The sequence below is a fragment of the Pseudomonas sp. GW821-FHT09H03 genome, assembly GCF_059415945.1.
The window spans coordinates 573,244-587,772 of sequence record NZ_JBWKOF010000001.1 but is presented as its reverse complement, the minus strand read 5'-3'; the positions used below and the strand labels follow the sequence as shown (position 1 = coordinate 587,772).

The window sequence follows — 14,529 nt, the reverse complement described above, 5'->3', positions numbered from 1 at the left end:
TGCAGTAAATCTGAACTGCACCCAGGATCAACCAACACAAGAAATACGAAAAATCACTGCTAGGCTGTAATTCACACGCCCGAGGAGTACGCCATGTCTGACCACCACACCTACAAGAAAGTCGAACTGGTTGGCTCGTCCACCAGCAGCATTGAAGATGCGATCAACAACGCATTGGCCGAAGCCAGTAAAAGCCTCAAGCACATGGAATGGTTTGAAGTGATTGAAACCCGAGGCCATATCAAGGATGGCAAGGCGGCGCACTTTCAAGTCACCCTCAAGGTCGGATTCCGGATTGCCAGCAGCTGACGTTGGTCTAGTCTTCTGAACTTGCGCACTGGCCGAGTGCCGTAGGGATTGGCAAAGCGCTATTTGATAGCGTCCGGCTGACCGCTGGATACCCAGTTGATCCGACCAGAGAAGGCAACCGATGAAGAAGTTTATTTTGGCGGTAGGTTTGTTGAGCCTTGCAGGCGGTGCGCTTGCGGGCGGCAAGCCATGCGAAGAGCTGAAAGCCGAAATCGCAGCGAAACTCGATGCCAAAGGCGTATCCGGTTATTCACTGGAAATCGTCGATAAAAGCCCCACAGTCAACGGAAAAGTAGTCGGCACCTGCGAGGCCGGTGCCAAAGTGATCGTTTATAAGAAGTAGGCAGATATGAAAGAAAAAGCCGACGCCCAAAGCGTCGGCTTTTTTGCCGCTGCCGTTGGGACGGTCAGCCTTGCATGACCTGCGCCAGCAACTCGTAGGAGTGCACTCGATCCGAGTGTTCGTACAAGTCGCAGGTGAAAATCAGTTCATCAGCCTGGGTTTGCTCGATCAGCACCTCCAGCTTGGCGCGAATTTTCTGCGGGCTGCCGACCATGGCCAAGCCAAGGAAATCGCGCACGGCATCTCTTTCATGGGGCAGCCACAGGCCGTCCATGGACTCCACCGGCGGGCGTTGCACCAGGCTCTGGCCTCGCATCAACGCGAGAATCCGCTGGTACACCGAAGTCGCCAGGTAGTCGGCCTGCTCGTCGGTGTCGGCAGCCACCAGCGGCACACCGAGCATGACGTAGGGTTTATCCAGCACCGCTGATGGCTTGAAGTGGTTGCGGTAGACGCGAATAGCTTCATGCATGTAACGCGGAGCGAAATGGGACGCGAAGGCGTAGGGCAAACCGCGTTCGCCCGCCAGTTGCGCGCTGAACAGGCTCGAACCCAACAGCCAGACAGGCACATTGGTACCGGTGCCTGGCATCGCGATAATCCGTTGGTCGGCAGTGCGCGGGCCGAGGTAGCGAATCAGTTCAGCCACATCGTCCGGAAAGTCGTCGGCACTGCCGGAGCGTTCGCGGCGTAATGCGCGGGCAGTCATCTGATCGGAGCCGGGCGCACGACCAAGCCCCAGGTCGATTCGGCCCGGATAGAGACTTTCCAGCGTGCCGAACTGCTCGGCGATCACCAGGGGTGCATGGTTGGGCAACATAACCCCACCCGAACCGACACGAATGGTTGACGTGCCACCGGCCAGATATCCAAGGAGCACTGACGTCGCGGAACTGGCGATACCGTCCATGTTGTGGTGTTCAGCGACCCAGAAGCGGTTGTAGCCGAATTTCTCGACGTGTTGCGCCAGGTCCAGGGAGTTGCGTAGCGACTGGGCCGGGCTGCCATTTTCGCGCACGGGTACCAGGTCGAGGGTCGAGAACTTGATATCGGACAGTCGTTTCATGAACCTGCTTCTCCAATGGCGGGGCGCAGGTTGGTCCTTGCGAACGGAAACCTGGCGAATTCAAAAGCGTGGTTAATGCAATGTGGGCATATACCCGAGTTTCAATAGCCGAGTAAAAATTCGTCGTAAAAAAACTGCCTGATCAGACCAGATGAACTTTGAGCCACCGTCTATCCTCACAACCCTGGTAATCGAAAACCACAAAGGCGCGATCTTCGCGCCACTCTTGAGGAGACAGGCATGGCTATCACAAAGAAAGCATCGGCTCATTGGGAAGGTGATCTGAAAACCGGCTTAGGCTCGATATCCACCGAAACCGGCGTACTCAGAGACGCGCCCTACGGCTTCAAGGCACGCTTCGAAGGGGGCAAGGGCACCAACCCCGAAGAACTGATCGGCGCAGCCCACGCGGGCTGTTTCTCCATGGCATTCTCAATGATTCTGGGCGACGCCGGCCTCAAGGCCGAATCCATCGACACCAATGCCGAAGTCACCCTCGATCAGGTGGAGGGTGGTTTTGCGATCACCGCAGTAAAACTGATCCTCAAGGCGAAAATTCCCGGGGCGACTCAGGCGCAGTTCGAAGAACTCAGCAACAAGGCCAAGGAAGGCTGCCCTGTGTCTAAAGTGCTGAATGCGAAAATCAGCCTGGATGCAACTCTAGTGAGTTGATAGGTGGCTGCCATAAAAAAGATCGCAAACCGCGATCTTTTTTATGGTCCGCAAGATTTGCCGGTCAAAATGTGGTCGAATAAATGACAGCAGACCGTTCGCGCTGCCTCAAATGGAGTTTGAACCATGAAACGTTTTGCCCTGGCGATTATCGGTTGCATGCTGGCCACTTCGGCTTTGGCCGCACCGAAGCCTTGTGAAGAACTCAAGGCTGAGATTGAAGCCAAGATCCAGGCCAGCGGTGTTCCGTCTTACACGCTTGAAATCGTGAAGAATGACGAAGTGCACGATCAGAACATGGTCGTCGGCTCATGCGAAAACGGCACCAAAAAGATCATTTACCAGAAAAATGACCGCTGACTCGCTCACATCAGGCAATACGACTCCCGATCCTCGGCAACGATCTCGCGCTTGGCGTTATACAACCGGGCACCGGGCGTGAAGGCGATCGAACGGCCTTCGAGCACATAACGCTGGCCTGCCTCAAAGTGATCGTAGTTGATGGTCAGATAGCAAAGCCGCTCCGAAGGGCCGTTCATCATGCCCAGGCCACCCCCACCGGGCACTTCGAAGTCAAATCTTACGACCAGCTCATGGCTGCCGGGAGTGACCTCAAAAAAGCGCCCGTCACGTAATCGCTGTTTGTCCAGACGCTCGGCCATCAGCAATTTATCGTTGGGGAAGGGCGTCGAGAACTCGACCCAGGCCATTTGCGGATTATGCGCCGGCAACGGGCTCTGGCAGCCGGTGACAACGCTTACGGCGAGCAACAGCATTAACCTGCGCATGATGAACGTCCAAAAGGATTATGCGTTCAGCATAACGCCGATCAGGTGCGTTGGCAGCCCGCCGGTGTGGCCTGCCCAATCACTTTTCGCTGCTGATCGTAGAGTTTTGCCCAAGGCCGAAAACCAATGTTTCCCGCTTGCAGCTGATAACGCTCTCCAGCATTGAATTCCTTGAATTTCAAATTAAGCTGGCAATCGCGCCGTAGCGGCTCGGCGTCAGGGCCGATGTTGGTCGGCTGCACCTCGAACTGGTACCTAACCGTCAACTCATGACTACCGGGCTGAACCTCGAAGTAGCGCTTGTCCTCGGTGGCTTTGTCATCAACCTCCAGCGCTTGCAACGCCGTATCCTCTTGATGCGAATCAAGGTCGATCCACGCTTGCGCCGGGTCATGGCGGGGTATTCCAAATCCAGCACAGCCGGCCAGCATCAGCAGGCTTCCTGCCATTATCAACATGCGCATAGCGGAGCTCCAGTCAGGCGGGATAGTCTTGCGGGGCAGACTCTCCAGGGAAGATTTTATTTTGATCAGGCCGCCTCCAAGCCTTGGGTTACTTGATCGCGTTTTTCGCGTTTTGTTTCCGGGTGTGTTGTTTTTCTTGCTCAACGGTTGCTCCAGCATCAGCTATTACAGCCAGTTGGCCAGCGGTCAGCTGCAATTGCTGCGGGCGAGGGAGCCGGTCTCCAGTGTGATCGCCGATCCCGCCCGCGATCAGAAACTGCGTGCACATCTGACCCAATCGCAAAAAGCCCGGACCTTTGCCAGCCAGCACCTGCACCTGCCGGATAACCAGAGCTATCGACTGTATGCCGATATAGGTCGGCCCTATGTGGTGTGGAATGTCTTCGTCACCCCGGAGTTTTCCCTGACACCGGTGAACCATTGCTTCCCCATTGCCGGTTGCGTGGCCTATCGCGGCTACTACAGCCAGAGCGCGGCCCGGGGTGAGGCGGCGTTGCAGCGCCTGCAAGGCATGGACGTATCGATTGGTGGCGTCGAGGCTTATTCGACGCTTGGCTGGTTCAATGACCCGATCATGAGTTCGATGATGGGCTGGGGCGATGAGCGACTGGCCACTCTGATTTTTCATGAGCTGGCACATCAGCGCTTTTATGTGCAGGACGACACTGAGATCAACGAATCTTTTGCCACCTTCGTCGAGCAGGAGGGCACTCGCCAATGGCGCGCTTCACGCCATCTGCCACCCGACGACAATGCTCAGGCACGTCAGCGCGCCCGGTTCATCGAGTTGGTTCTTGATACCCGCATACGACTTGAAAAGCTCTACGCCATGGCGCTGCCACCGGAGCAAATGCGTCAACGCAAAGCTGCGCAGTTCGAGCGCCTGCGCAGCGAATACCGACAGTTGCGTGACAGCCAATGGGCAGGAGACAAGCGTTATGACGCCTGGATCAATGCGCCTATGAACAATGCCCGGCTACTGCCGTTTGGCCTGTATGACCAGTGGGTGCCGGCATTTGCGGCATTGTTCCGGCAGGAGCAGGGGGATTGGCTGAAGTTTTATGCGGCAGTGGCGAAGCTTGGCAAATTGCCGGCGGGTGAACGCAAGGCTGCGCTGCAGGCGCTGGCGAATCCCCCAAACTAGCCTCATTGCCGGCGCCACCGGCAGCAACCTCACTACTGCGGGAGTTGGCGGTTAGCCGAAGAACCAGTAACACACCCAGATCGCACCCAGCACCCCGGCCAGTTCCGCCAGCAATGCACAGCCGACCGCATGCCGCGCCCGCTGGATTCCCACTGCGCCGAAATACACCGCCAACACATAGAAGGTCGTTTCGGTACTGCCCTGAACCGTTGCCGCAACCAGCGCCGGGAAGCTGTCCACACCGGACGTCTTCATGGTTTCAATCAGCATCGCCCGGGCGGCGCTGCCTGAAAAGGGTTTGACCATAGCCGTGGGCAACGCATCGACGAAGCGCGTATCCCAACCGGCCCACTCCACCAAGTGGCGAATCCCGTCCAGACCGAAGTCCAGTGCCCCGGACGCACGCAGCACACCCACCGCACAAAGCATCGCCACCAGATAGGGCAGCAGGTTCTTCGCCACGTCGAAGCCTTCTTTGGCGCCTTCGACGAAGGCCTCGTAAACCTTCACCTTGCGCAGCGCGCCGATCAGCAAAAACAGCATGATCAAGCCAAACAGCGTCAGGTTGCCGAGGATTGAGGACAGGCCGGCCAGGGCAGTTGCCGATAGGGTCGCCAGTAACGCCATGAAGCCGCCGAGGACGAGGGCGCCTGGAATCAGATAAGCCAGCACCACCGGGTCCCAGATGCGCAGACGTTGCATGAACGCCACCGACAAGAAGCCGACGATAGTCGAGCAACTGGTGGCCAGCAGAATCGGCAGGAACACCAGCGTCGGATCCGGCGCGCCTTGCTGGGCGCGGTACATGAAAATGGTCACCGGCAGCAGGGTCAGGGAAGACGCGTTGAGCACCAGGAACAGAATCTGCGCGTTACTGGCGATGGTGGCGCTGGGATTCAGCTCCTGCAGGGCTTTCATCGCCTTGAGGCCGATCGGTGTGGCGGCATTGTCCAGCCCCAGGCCGTTGGCTGCGAAGTTCAGGGTGATCAGGCCGATCGCCGGGTGACCCGGCGGAACTTCCGGCATCAGGCGTAAAAACAGCGGCCCCAACGCCTTGGCCAGCCACTCGACAATTCCGGCTTTCTCGGCGATACGCAGAAACCCGAGCCAGAGGGTAAGGGTGCCGAACAGCAGCACCATAACTTCGACCGACAGCTTGGCCATGGCGAAAATGCTTTCGACCATAGCGGCGAAAATCCCGGCGTTACCACCCACCAGCCACTGCGCCAGCGCCGAAACGGCGGCCACGATGAAGAAGCCAAGCCACAGGCCATTAAGCATCAGTCAAATCCCCCAAAAGATGGGCGAATGATAGCGGGGTGGCCAGAAACGACAAACCCCGGATTTCTCCGGGGTTTGTTTGTAACGGCTGGCTCGGGTCACTGTAGGAGCGAGCCTGCTCGCGATGACGTACCCACAGGCAACATTGATATCGACTGATCTACCGCTATCGCGAGCACGCTCGCTCCCACAGGAAAGCCAAGTTCCACAGGCCTGTGCATTAGCTGCTGGTAGTCTCACCAGCTGGCAGCTTCTCTTTGCTGCGCCAGTGCGGCAGGGAGTTCCAGTAGCGCTGGCCCTTGGCATCGTCGTACATGCCTTCCCAACGGGCGATAACCAGCACGGCCAGGGCGTTGCCGATCACGTTCAGCGCGGTACGGGCCATGTCCATGATGCGGTCGACACCGGCAATGAACGCCAGGCCTTCCAATGGAATGCCGACACTGCCAAGCGTCGCCAGCAGTACCACGAAGGACACACCCGGAACGCCGGCGATGCCTTTTGAGGTGACCATCAGGGTCAGTACCAGCAGCAATTGCTGGCCGACCGACAGGTCGATGCCATACAGCTGGGCAATGAAGATCGCCGCGATGCTTTGGTACAGGGTCGAACCGTCTAGGTTGAACGAGTAACCGGTCGGCACGACAAAGCTGCAGATGGCCTTCGGTGCACCGTAGGCTTCCATCTTCTCGATCACCCGCGGCAGCACGGTTTCGGAGCTGGCGGTGGAGTAAGCCAGCACCAGCTCATCCTTGAAGATGCGCATCAGCTTGATCACCGAGAAGCCGAACAGGCGAGCGATCAGGCCCAGGACAACAAAAGCGAAGAAGGCGATGGCGACATAAACCAGGATCACCAGTTTGGCCAGCGGCAGCAGGGAAGCGAAACCGAAGTTGGCCACGGTCACCGCGATCAGGGCGAAAACGCCGATCGGGGCGTAGTTCATGATCATGTGAGTGACCTTGAACATGCTTTCCGACACGCCCTGGAACATCTTCACCAGCGGCTCGCGCAGATCCGACTGCAGGCTCGACAGACCGAGACCGAACAGCACGGAGAAGAAGATGATCGGCAGCATTTCACCCCGAACCATCGCCGCGAAGATGTTCGACGGAATCAGGTTCAGGATGGTCTGGATGAACGCATGTTCATGCTGGACTTCGGCAGCTGTAGCCTGGTACTTGGAGATGTCCACAGTACCCAGGGTGCTCATGTCGATGCCGGCACCAGGGTGGAACAGGTTAGCCAGAAGCAGACCCACCACGATGGCGATAGTGGTGACGATCTCGAAGTAAATGATGGTCTTGAGGCCGATGCGCCCCAATTTCTTGGCGTCGCCAACACCCGCGATGCCGACAATCAGAGAAGAGATCACGATTGGAATCACGATCATCTTGATCAGACGGATAAAGATATCGCCCGCTGGTTGCAGCACGTTGCTGATCCACCAGGCTTTTTCGGCACTGAAATGGTTGAGCAGCGCACCGATTGCAATCCCCAATACCAGACCGATGAGGATCTGCCAGGCGAGGCTAAGCTTTGCCTTCTTCATATCTTTACCCTTACTTGCGTTTGACTCAGGGAGATGCGCGAACTGGAACGCTTGTGGCGCAAAAGTCTGTGCATCTGCCCCCCGTATAAGGTGCCCCCGGAACGCGTATTTACGGCTCTCTGGCAGGCGAAAAAAGGCGCAACTATTCCGATGCAAGGAAGCGACGTCTAATGCCGTAAACGCCTACCCCATGCCGAATCGGCATGAGGTTTTATTTGCGAAACGCGCGTCCCAACTGGTTCGAATGCGACATTTCGGCAGGCATAAGTGCCGTGAACCGGCCATCACAGGGGAGGTTGGTTGTTTTTTGAACAGCTCAAGAAAGAGAGATTTTTTACAAAAACAGGAGTCAGGCTGGGCGCAGTTGCGGTTAAAAAAGGGAGATTTTTCGCGATATACGGTCGCGGATTCGATACCGGAGGAGAGATTTTAGAGGGCACTTGCGGGGAGTAGGACGAAAAGGGTAACTAATTGAGTCGCGCTGTCGCGGGTGAAGCCCTTCGCAAGTCCGTCGAGCCATGGGGTCGGCGAACCTGCGACGCAGCTTTTTCCTGACCTGGCCCTTGCGCAGGTACTCCCTGTACCCGTAGGTCACTCCGCCCCTGCAACAGGCAAAGCATCCCGACCCCTTGGTCATGCACCTGCCTTCCTCAGGTGGTGCAGGCGCAAAGAAGCAGTGAGGCCTCCTTCGTGTACGGACTCAATACCACTTCGGGTCTTTTTTCAGTTGCTCCATCAACAGACCCTGCATGCCTTCGTCTGGCTTGCCGAGAAAACGGTAGCTGGCATGCCGCGTAGGCGATTTGTCAGCCGGCAATCCGGCAGGCACGTCTACCAGCATGGCGTAGGCGTCCTTCTTGTCAAAGCTGACGGCTACGATCAAGCGTTGGTTCAGGCACGTCGCCGAGGATTCACACAGCGGTCCCACCAGATACTTGTCGCCATCCTCTTCAACGGCATTCATTTGTTCGGCGTCTCCGGTCAGGTTCAGCACCCATTCCGGCAGGCGTTCTTCTTTCTGCACGACCCCTTGCCAGGCATCGCGGTATTGCGGGTCTGAATCCAACAACTCGTTGACCCGCGCCTGGCCGTCACTGGCCGCTATCGCCATGGCACTGCCGCCCAACAGCAGGGCGGCTGCCACTGTCTTCAAAGCACTCATGTCAACCTCGACCGCGACGGCCAAAGAAGAACGAAACAATGAACATCACCAGGAACACGACAAAGAGAATCTTGGCGATACCCGTGGCGGTGCCCGCGATACCACCGAAGCCCAATACGGCGGCGATGATGGCTATGATCAAGAATGTGATTGCCCAGCTCAACATGGTGATTCTCCTTACGCATCTATTAAGTGGTGCTGCGGTTCCCGACGCATCAATTGCGCCGGTGTAATGCCTAGAACACCCAACGCTCCTGATGGCGTACTTCACCCACAGGTAATGCCTGATCGACATCCATCATGCGCATTGGGGTGCTGTCGAGCTGATTGATCCCTACAGCGCTGAAATGTGTCTGGGTCGGATGCTGAATCGGCTGCAGTGGCGCCTCTTGCTGCTGGCTCAACTGCCAGAGCTGAAACTGCTGGCCGCCGATTAACGTGATCAACAGTGCCAAAACAGCAAACAAGCCTTGCTGAATGTGCAGAGGCGAGAGGCTCAAGCGAGCGGCACGTTGACGGTTCATCCTGGAGCTCCTCCCAATCGCGGGATTTGGTGACGGGCGTTGTTATTGAATGCCCTGGTTAACCAGACAATTGCAGCCTGCGTGCCAATTTTTTATATGATTAAATTTCCTTATAAATCAATAACTTAATTACTTAATGAATTTCCTTCCGGACGCAACCTGCACGATGGCGTCCGTGCGGTCGTGCGTAATGCACGATCGCTTTGATCGCTGACGTAAAATTTATGGAATTGAGCGTGGGCGGCAGCTGTCAGAAATGGACGCAGGTGCTTGTCTGAAATCCGGATGTGCTTTAAAAGCCACGTAAAATCAGGCAGCTGACCGCTACCCATGATCAGAGCTACCCTGCCAAGGCATTAATGGCTCAGAATCGACCATGCAACTTGCCCGACTTCTCCGGGACTAAACCAAGACCATTCTTAAAGGAGCGTAGGAAAATGGAATCCGCCACTGAGCATCAAGGCCGCATTCTTCTGGTGGACGACGAATCCGCCATCCTGCGTACTTTTCGTTATTGCCTCGAAGATGAAGGCTACAGCGTAGCCACCGCCACCAGTGCTACGCAGGCGGAGGCGTTGCTGCAACGGCAGGTCTTCGATTTGTGCTTTCTCGACCTGCGTCTGGGCGAAGACAATGGTCTGGATGTGCTGGCACAAATGCGCGTTCAGGCACCCTGGATGCGCGTGGTAATAGTCACCGCGCATTCGGCTGTCGACACCGCCGTAGACGCCATTCAGGCTGGCGCGGCTGATTATCTGGTCAAACCGTGCAGCCCCGATCAACTGCGGCTGGCCACGGCCAAGCAGCTGGAGGTGCGACAGCTGTCTGCGCGACTGGAAGCCCTGGAAGGTGAAATTCGCAAACCCAAGGACGGCCTCGACTCTCACAGCCCTGCGATGAAAGTGGTACTCGAAACCGCACGCCAGGTCGCTACTACCGACGCCAATATTTTGATTCTCGGTGAGTCCGGCACCGGTAAGGGCGAGCTATCCCAAGCTATTCACGGCTGGAGCAAGCGCGCGAAAAAATCCTGCACAACGATCAACTGCCCCTCTCTTACCGCCGAACTCATGGAGAGCGAATTGTTCGGCCACAGCCGTGGCGCCTTCACCGGTGCCAGTGAAAGCACGCTCGGGCGAGTTAATCAGGCGGACGGCGGAACGCTGTTTCTTGACGAGATCGGTGACTTCCCGCTGATTTTGCAACCCAAGTTGCTGCGCTTCATTCAAGACAAGGAATATGAGCGAGTCGGCGACCCGGTCACCCGTCGCGCCGATGTTCGAATCCTCGCCGCCACCAACCAGAACCTTGAAGACATGGTTCGCGACGGTCGCTTCCGCGAGGACCTTCTTTATCGCCTGAACGTCATCACCCTGCACCTGCCGCCGTTGCGCGAACGCCGCGAGGATATCCTCACTCTGGCTGACCGCTTTCTGGCACGGTTCGTCAAGGAATACGCGCGCCCGGCTCGGGCCTTCAGTGATGAGGCACGGGAAGCACTGCTGAGCTATCGCTGGCCGGGCAATATCCGCGAACTGCGCAACGTGATCGAACGGGCGAGCATCATTTGTCCACAGGAGCGGGTCGAGATCAGCCACTTGGGCATGGCCGAGACACCCGCCAACAACGCACCGCGCATTGGCGCGGCACTGAGCCTGGACGAACTGGAAAAAGCCCACATCGGCGCAGTGCTTGCCACGGCCGACACCCTCGATCAAGCGGCGAAAACCCTCGGAATCGATGCCTCGACGCTGTATCGAAAACGCAAGCAGTACAATTTGTGAGCTACATCCGATGAAACTGGCGATGAAGTTGCGGACCCGGCTTTTCCTGAGTTTCTCCGCACTGATCACGGTAGCGTTGCTCGGGCTGTTGCTCGGACTGGTCAGCGTGATACAGATGGCCAGCAACCAGGAAGCGCTGCTGCGTAATAACTTCACCACCCTGGACATAGGTCTCAAGCTGCGTCAGACCCTGGGCGATCAACTGATCATCATGCTTCGCGAGCAACCGGATTCCGCCGCCTTCGCGGCCTCGAAGCAGCATTACTTCGAGCTGCTGGAAGAAGGCATCGCCCAGGACCCTGCGCACGAGGATAGCGAATTCGGTTTCCGAAAGGCCAAGGCGGACTACCTGAGTTTCATACAGGCCTACGAAATGTCCCCCGACCCCTCGAATGCACTCAACCGCAACGATGATCTGACCAACAAATTCAATGCGCTGCGCAACGGCCTGATCGCTGAACACAAGCGCGCACTCGCTACCATCAACGAAACGGAGCGCCTGGCCCGCGAACGCGCACTGCTGATTGCCGGCCTGTTGGGACTGGTGGGGCTGGCGGTACTGATCATCGGTTTCGTCACGGCTCACGCCATCTCCCGGCGATTTGGTGCGCCCATCGAGGCACTGGCCCAGGCTGCGGATAACATCGGACAGGGTAACTTCGATGTCACGCTGCCGATCTCGTCGGCGGTGGAGCTGAACCAGTTGACCCGGCGGTTCGGGATCATGGCCGAGGCATTGCGAGAACATCAGGCTACCAACGTCGATGAGCTGTTGGCGGGTCAGCAACGCTTGCAGTCCGTGCTCGACAGTATCGACGACGGCCTTCTGATGATCGACCGTCAGGGCCAGCTGGAACACCTTAACCCCGTGGCCCAGCGCCAATTGGGCTGGGACACCGATCGACTGGGTCAAGGACTGGGGTCCGCGCTGGGACGTCCCGAGCTCGATGAACAACTGCAACTAGTGTTGCGTGGCGGTACCCTGGAACGGGCACCGGAAGACTTGAGCATCGAAGTCGACGGCGAGTCGCGACTGCTGACGTTCAGCCTGACCCCGGTCAGCCATACCCAGGGCCATATTCTCGGCGCGGTGATGGTGCTGCATGATGTAACCGAACAACGTGCCTTTGAACGGGTTCGCAGCGAGTTTGTATTGCGCGCGTCCCATGAACTGCGCACGCCAGTCACCGGCATGCACATGGCCTTTGGTCTGTTCCGCGAGCGCGCGCACTTTCCCCAGGATTCCCGGGAAGCCGACCTGCTGGACACGGTGAATGAAGAAATGCAGCGTCTGATGCAACTGATCAATGACCTGCTGAACTTCTCCCGCTACCAGAATGGATTGCAGAAGCTCACCCTGGCACCCTGTTCCATCGAGGATTTGCTGGAACAGGCCCGCGCACGCTTTACCGAGGTGGCCGAGCAGAAAGAAATCGATCTATTGCTCGAACTGCTGGAGCCATTGCCGCGATTGCAGGCCGATCAGCCGCAACTTGAACGAGTGCTCGACAACCTGATCGACAATGCGTTGCGCCATACGGGCCCAGGCGGGCGAATCCGACTGCACGCCCGGCGCCATGGTGACCGGGTAATCATCAGCGTCGAGGACAACGGCGAAGGTATTGCCTACGGTCAGCAAGGCCGCATCTTTGAACCGTTCGTTCAGGTCGGGCGCAAGAAGGGCGGGGCCGGACTCGGCCTGGCATTGTGCAAGGAAATCGTGCAATTGCACGGCGGACGCATGGGCGTGTATTCACGTCCGGGGCAAGGTACCCAGTTCTACATGGCGCTGACGGTATAAAGCGATTTCACGCCTCATCCTCTACGCGTCGACCGGCCCGTCGGCGCCCCCGCGTGATCAGTTCGATAAACTGCACCGCACTCAGCGCATGGGCGAACAGCCAGCCTTGACCGAATTTCACCCCTTCGCTGCTCAGGAGTGCGGCCTGGGACTCAAGCTCGATACCTTCGGCAATCACCTTCAGGTGCAATGACTGCGCCATGTGAATGATATGGGGAGCCACACCGCTGCTGGCAGCATCATGACCCAGAGCATCGATAAACGCCTTGTCGATTTTCAGGCAATCCACCGGCAGGGTTTGCAGGTAGGCAAGACTGCAATAGCCGGTGCCAAAGTCATCGATCAGCACCTGGTGCCCGACGTCCCGCAAGGCCTGCAGGTTTTCCCGGGCCACCACCACATCAATCAAACCGCGTTCGGTCACTTCAAAAGCAATTTGCCTCGCCGCAACCCGGTGCAGGGTCAGAAGACGCGCCATTACCTGGCCGATCCGCGGCACCATCACATCACACGCGGCAAGATTCACCGAGATGTACAGTTGAGGGTTGGCGCGCAGTAACTGCCCGAGTTGCTCCAGCAGGCGCTGCAGAACGAAGTCTGTCATCTGGCGAATCTGCCCGGAATTTTCCGCCATCGGGATAAACAGATCAGGACTGGTCAGGCTACCGTCCGGCCGCCGCCAGCGCAGCAAGGCTTCGGCTCCCACGCAGTTGCGGCTGTCGAGGTCGAAGATAGGTTGGTACAGCACCTGCAATTCGCCTCGACGAATGGCACCCGTCAACTCGGCGTCCAGCGATTGCCGCTGACAGGCCAGCAGATACACCAGGAAACCCACAAAAATACCCAGCGTCAGGCTCGCCGGCACCAGCCACCACCAGACCGCTGGAATATGCAGGCCGGTGCGCGGTGTGATCAACACCAATTGATATTCCGGGTTGTCCGTGGGCATACGGTAAATCAGACGAGTCTGAGTAACTTGCAGCGCATCACGTTTTTTCGGTGGCCATGCTTCGGTCGGCGGCCAGACCTGTGAGACACCCAGGACCGGAATCGCCCGTTTGCCATGGTCGAGCACCACCAAAAGGCTGCTACCCGGCGACAGATCGACCATATCGGTCAGATGCCCGCGCGATGTTGCTACCCTGAAATTGCCCCGCCCGAGCATCAGCGCCGCGCGGTTTTCATCAGGTTCGGTGGTGGTATTGAGCCAATAGCTGTAGGTGGGGCCCTGAATATCCGGCGCGCGTATCAGCGACAGCCCTTCCTGTCGGGGCCGATTGGAACAGATCCGCGAATCGTCCATGTACGCAGCTTCGTAGACGAAGCGGTAATTGAAACTGACCTGCTGCAACGTCGCGATCATTTCATAGTCGCAGGCTCGCAGCGGCTGTGCCTCAAGATCATCGAGGCTTTCACGCAGTTGTCCGAAAAGCTGCTCCAGGCGGGCGAGGAATCGCTCGCCCTGGGCATTCATTTCCAGGCTTTCATTCTGTTCCACCTGATGCATGGCGACGAACAGGCTGCCGGTCATCAATAACGTTGCGCTCACGGCAGCAGCCAGCAGCCCCAGAAACCAGGGGCGATAGAACCAGCTACGGAAGGTTTCTCGAGCAGCAGTCATCATGGAATATCCGATGGA

At 57.6% G+C, this 14,529-nt stretch carries 16 protein-coding genes; 7 read left to right on the top strand and 9 right to left on the bottom strand.

The genetic code is table 11. From position 1 onward, the window contains the following. Nucleotides 1-93: 93 nt before the first annotated feature. Both AC07OG_RS02655 and AC07OG_RS02650 read left to right on the top strand, forming a co-directional pair. Nucleotides 94-309 (top strand): dodecin, encoded by a 216-nt coding sequence (locus AC07OG_RS02655; RefSeq protein ID WP_060540389.1) that lies wholly within the window; start codon nt 94-96, stop codon nt 307-309. Between the two features lie 121 nt (nt 310-430). After that, nucleotides 431-652, top strand: coding sequence for a DUF1161 domain-containing protein (locus AC07OG_RS02650; protein ID WP_495066147.1), 222 nt, complete (start codon nt 431-433; stop codon nt 650-652). 64 nt (nt 653-716) lie between these two features. Here the strand turns inward: AC07OG_RS02650 and AC07OG_RS02645 are convergent, their stop codons facing one another. After that, nucleotides 717-1,718 (bottom strand): LLM class flavin-dependent oxidoreductase, encoded by a 1,002-nt coding sequence (locus AC07OG_RS02645; RefSeq protein WP_060540387.1) that lies wholly within the window; start codon nt 1,716-1,718, stop codon nt 717-719. Nucleotides 1,719-1,958: 240 nt separating this feature from the next. On the opposite strand from AC07OG_RS02645, the gene AC07OG_RS02640 reads away from it, so the two are divergent. Both AC07OG_RS02640 and AC07OG_RS02635 read left to right on the top strand, forming a co-directional pair. Then, nucleotides 1,959-2,390 (top strand): OsmC family protein, encoded by a 432-nt coding sequence (locus AC07OG_RS02640; protein WP_060540386.1) that lies wholly within the window; start codon nt 1,959-1,961, stop codon nt 2,388-2,390. 126 nt (nt 2,391-2,516) lie between these two features. Next, nucleotides 2,517-2,750 (top strand): DUF1161 domain-containing protein, encoded by a 234-nt coding sequence (locus tag AC07OG_RS02635; protein WP_060540385.1) that lies wholly within the window; start codon nt 2,517-2,519, stop codon nt 2,748-2,750. Nucleotides 2,751-2,755: 5 nt separating this feature from the next. Here AC07OG_RS02635 and AC07OG_RS02630 read toward each other — a convergent pair whose 3' ends face one another. Together AC07OG_RS02630 and AC07OG_RS02625 are read right to left on the bottom strand one after the other, a co-directional pair. Beyond that, nucleotides 2,756-3,178: a PA0061/PA0062 family lipoprotein gene (locus AC07OG_RS02630; protein WP_060540384.1), complete on the bottom strand. Its 423-nt coding sequence runs from the start codon at nt 3,176-3,178 to the stop codon at nt 2,756-2,758. Nucleotides 3,179-3,219: 41 nt separating this feature from the next. Beyond that, nucleotides 3,220-3,642, bottom strand: a complete 423-nt coding sequence (locus AC07OG_RS02625; protein WP_218423422.1) for a PA0061/PA0062 family lipoprotein — start codon at nt 3,640-3,642, stop codon at nt 3,220-3,222. A 61-nt stretch (nt 3,643-3,703) separates the two neighbouring features. Between AC07OG_RS02625 and AC07OG_RS02620 the strand changes: the two genes are divergently transcribed. Then, nucleotides 3,704-4,786, top strand: a complete 1,083-nt coding sequence (locus AC07OG_RS02620; protein WP_060540382.1) for an aminopeptidase — start codon at nt 3,704-3,706, stop codon at nt 4,784-4,786. Between the two features lie 51 nt (nt 4,787-4,837). On the opposite strand, the gene AC07OG_RS02615 is transcribed toward AC07OG_RS02620, so the two are convergent. The 5 genes from AC07OG_RS02615 to AC07OG_RS02595 all read right to left on the bottom strand — a co-directional run bounded on the left by AC07OG_RS02615 (nt 4,838) and on the right by AC07OG_RS02595 (nt 9,305). Beyond that, on the bottom strand, nt 4,838-6,067 hold the full coding sequence (locus AC07OG_RS02615; RefSeq protein ID WP_060540381.1) for a nucleoside recognition domain-containing protein: 1,230 nt from the start codon (nt 6,065-6,067) through the stop codon (nt 4,838-4,840). Between the two features lie 220 nt (nt 6,068-6,287). Further along, a complete protein-coding gene (gene gltP, locus AC07OG_RS02610) occupies nt 6,288-7,619 on the bottom strand; it encodes a glutamate/aspartate:proton symporter GltP (RefSeq protein ID WP_060540380.1) in 1,332 nt (443 codons plus the stop codon). 700 nt (nt 7,620-8,319) lie between these two features. After that, the gene (locus tag AC07OG_RS02605; protein ID WP_495066146.1) at nt 8,320-8,781 is read right to left on the bottom strand and encodes an inhibitor of vertebrate lysozyme family protein; all 462 of its coding nucleotides are present in this window, start codon (nt 8,779-8,781) and stop codon (nt 8,320-8,322) included. A gap of 1 nt (nt 8,782) precedes the next feature. Then, complete coding sequence (locus AC07OG_RS02600) at nt 8,783-8,947, bottom strand: DUF1328 domain-containing protein (RefSeq protein ID WP_009041538.1); 165 nt, start codon at nt 8,945-8,947, stop codon at nt 8,783-8,785. A gap of 70 nt (nt 8,948-9,017) precedes the next feature. Continuing rightward, complete coding sequence (locus tag AC07OG_RS02595; RefSeq protein ID WP_495066145.1) at nt 9,018-9,305, bottom strand: hypothetical protein; 288 nt, start codon at nt 9,303-9,305, stop codon at nt 9,018-9,020. Between the two features lie 437 nt (nt 9,306-9,742). On the opposite strand from AC07OG_RS02595, the gene algB reads away from it, so the two are divergent. Next, nucleotides 9,743-11,089 carry a sigma-54-dependent response regulator transcription factor AlgB gene (gene algB / locus AC07OG_RS02590; RefSeq protein WP_060540376.1) on the top strand — a complete coding sequence of 449 codons (1,347 nt, stop codon included), beginning with the start codon at nt 9,743-9,745 and terminating at the stop codon, nt 11,087-11,089. Nucleotides 11,090-11,099: 10 nt separating this feature from the next. Beyond that, on the top strand, nt 11,100-12,890 hold the full coding sequence (locus AC07OG_RS02585; RefSeq protein ID WP_218423425.1) for a KinB sensor domain-containing domain: 1,791 nt from the start codon (nt 11,100-11,102) through the stop codon (nt 12,888-12,890). Between the two features lie 7 nt (nt 12,891-12,897). Here the strand turns inward: AC07OG_RS02585 and AC07OG_RS02580 are convergent, their stop codons facing one another. Continuing rightward, nucleotides 12,898-14,511 (bottom strand): EAL domain-containing protein, encoded by a 1,614-nt coding sequence (locus tag AC07OG_RS02580; protein ID WP_177336948.1) that lies wholly within the window; start codon nt 14,509-14,511, stop codon nt 12,898-12,900. Nucleotides 14,512-14,529: the final 18 nt, after the last annotated feature.

What these genes read in the sequence shown, in the direction of transcription:
- AC07OG_RS02655 (WP_060540389.1), top strand. Translation starts at nt 94, where the DNA reads ATGTCTGACCACCACACCTACAAGAAAGTCGAACTGGTTGGCTCGTCC.
- AC07OG_RS02650 (WP_495066147.1), top strand. Translation starts at nt 431, where the DNA reads ATGAAGAAGTTTATTTTGGCGGTAGGTTTGTTGAGCCTTGCAGGCGGT.
- AC07OG_RS02645 (WP_060540387.1), bottom strand. Translation starts at nt 1,718, where the DNA reads ATGAAACGACTGTCCGATATCAAGTTCTCGACCCTCGACCTGGTACCC.
- AC07OG_RS02640 (WP_060540386.1), top strand. Translation starts at nt 1,959, where the DNA reads ATGGCTATCACAAAGAAAGCATCGGCTCATTGGGAAGGTGATCTGAAA.
- AC07OG_RS02635 (WP_060540385.1), top strand. Translation starts at nt 2,517, where the DNA reads ATGAAACGTTTTGCCCTGGCGATTATCGGTTGCATGCTGGCCACTTCG.
- AC07OG_RS02630 (WP_060540384.1), bottom strand. Translation starts at nt 3,178, where the DNA reads ATGCGCAGGTTAATGCTGTTGCTCGCCGTAAGCGTTGTCACCGGCTGC.
- AC07OG_RS02625 (WP_218423422.1), bottom strand. Translation starts at nt 3,642, where the DNA reads ATGCGCATGTTGATAATGGCAGGAAGCCTGCTGATGCTGGCCGGCTGT.
- AC07OG_RS02615 (WP_060540381.1), bottom strand. Translation starts at nt 6,067, where the DNA reads ATGCTTAATGGCCTGTGGCTTGGCTTCTTCATCGTGGCCGCCGTTTCG.
- gltP (WP_060540380.1), bottom strand. Translation starts at nt 7,619, where the DNA reads ATGAAGAAGGCAAAGCTTAGCCTCGCCTGGCAGATCCTCATCGGTCTG.
- AC07OG_RS02605 (WP_495066146.1), bottom strand. Translation starts at nt 8,781, where the DNA reads ATGAGTGCTTTGAAGACAGTGGCAGCCGCCCTGCTGTTGGGCGGCAGT.
- AC07OG_RS02600 (WP_009041538.1), bottom strand. Translation starts at nt 8,947, where the DNA reads ATGTTGAGCTGGGCAATCACATTCTTGATCATAGCCATCATCGCCGCC.
- AC07OG_RS02595 (WP_495066145.1), bottom strand. Translation starts at nt 9,305, where the DNA reads ATGAACCGTCAACGTGCCGCTCGCTTGAGCCTCTCGCCTCTGCACATT.
- algB (WP_060540376.1), top strand. Translation starts at nt 9,743, where the DNA reads ATGGAATCCGCCACTGAGCATCAAGGCCGCATTCTTCTGGTGGACGAC.
- AC07OG_RS02585 (WP_218423425.1), top strand. Translation starts at nt 11,100, where the DNA reads ATGAAACTGGCGATGAAGTTGCGGACCCGGCTTTTCCTGAGTTTCTCC.
- AC07OG_RS02580 (WP_177336948.1), bottom strand. Translation starts at nt 14,511, where the DNA reads ATGACTGCTGCTCGAGAAACCTTCCGTAGCTGGTTCTATCGCCCCTGG.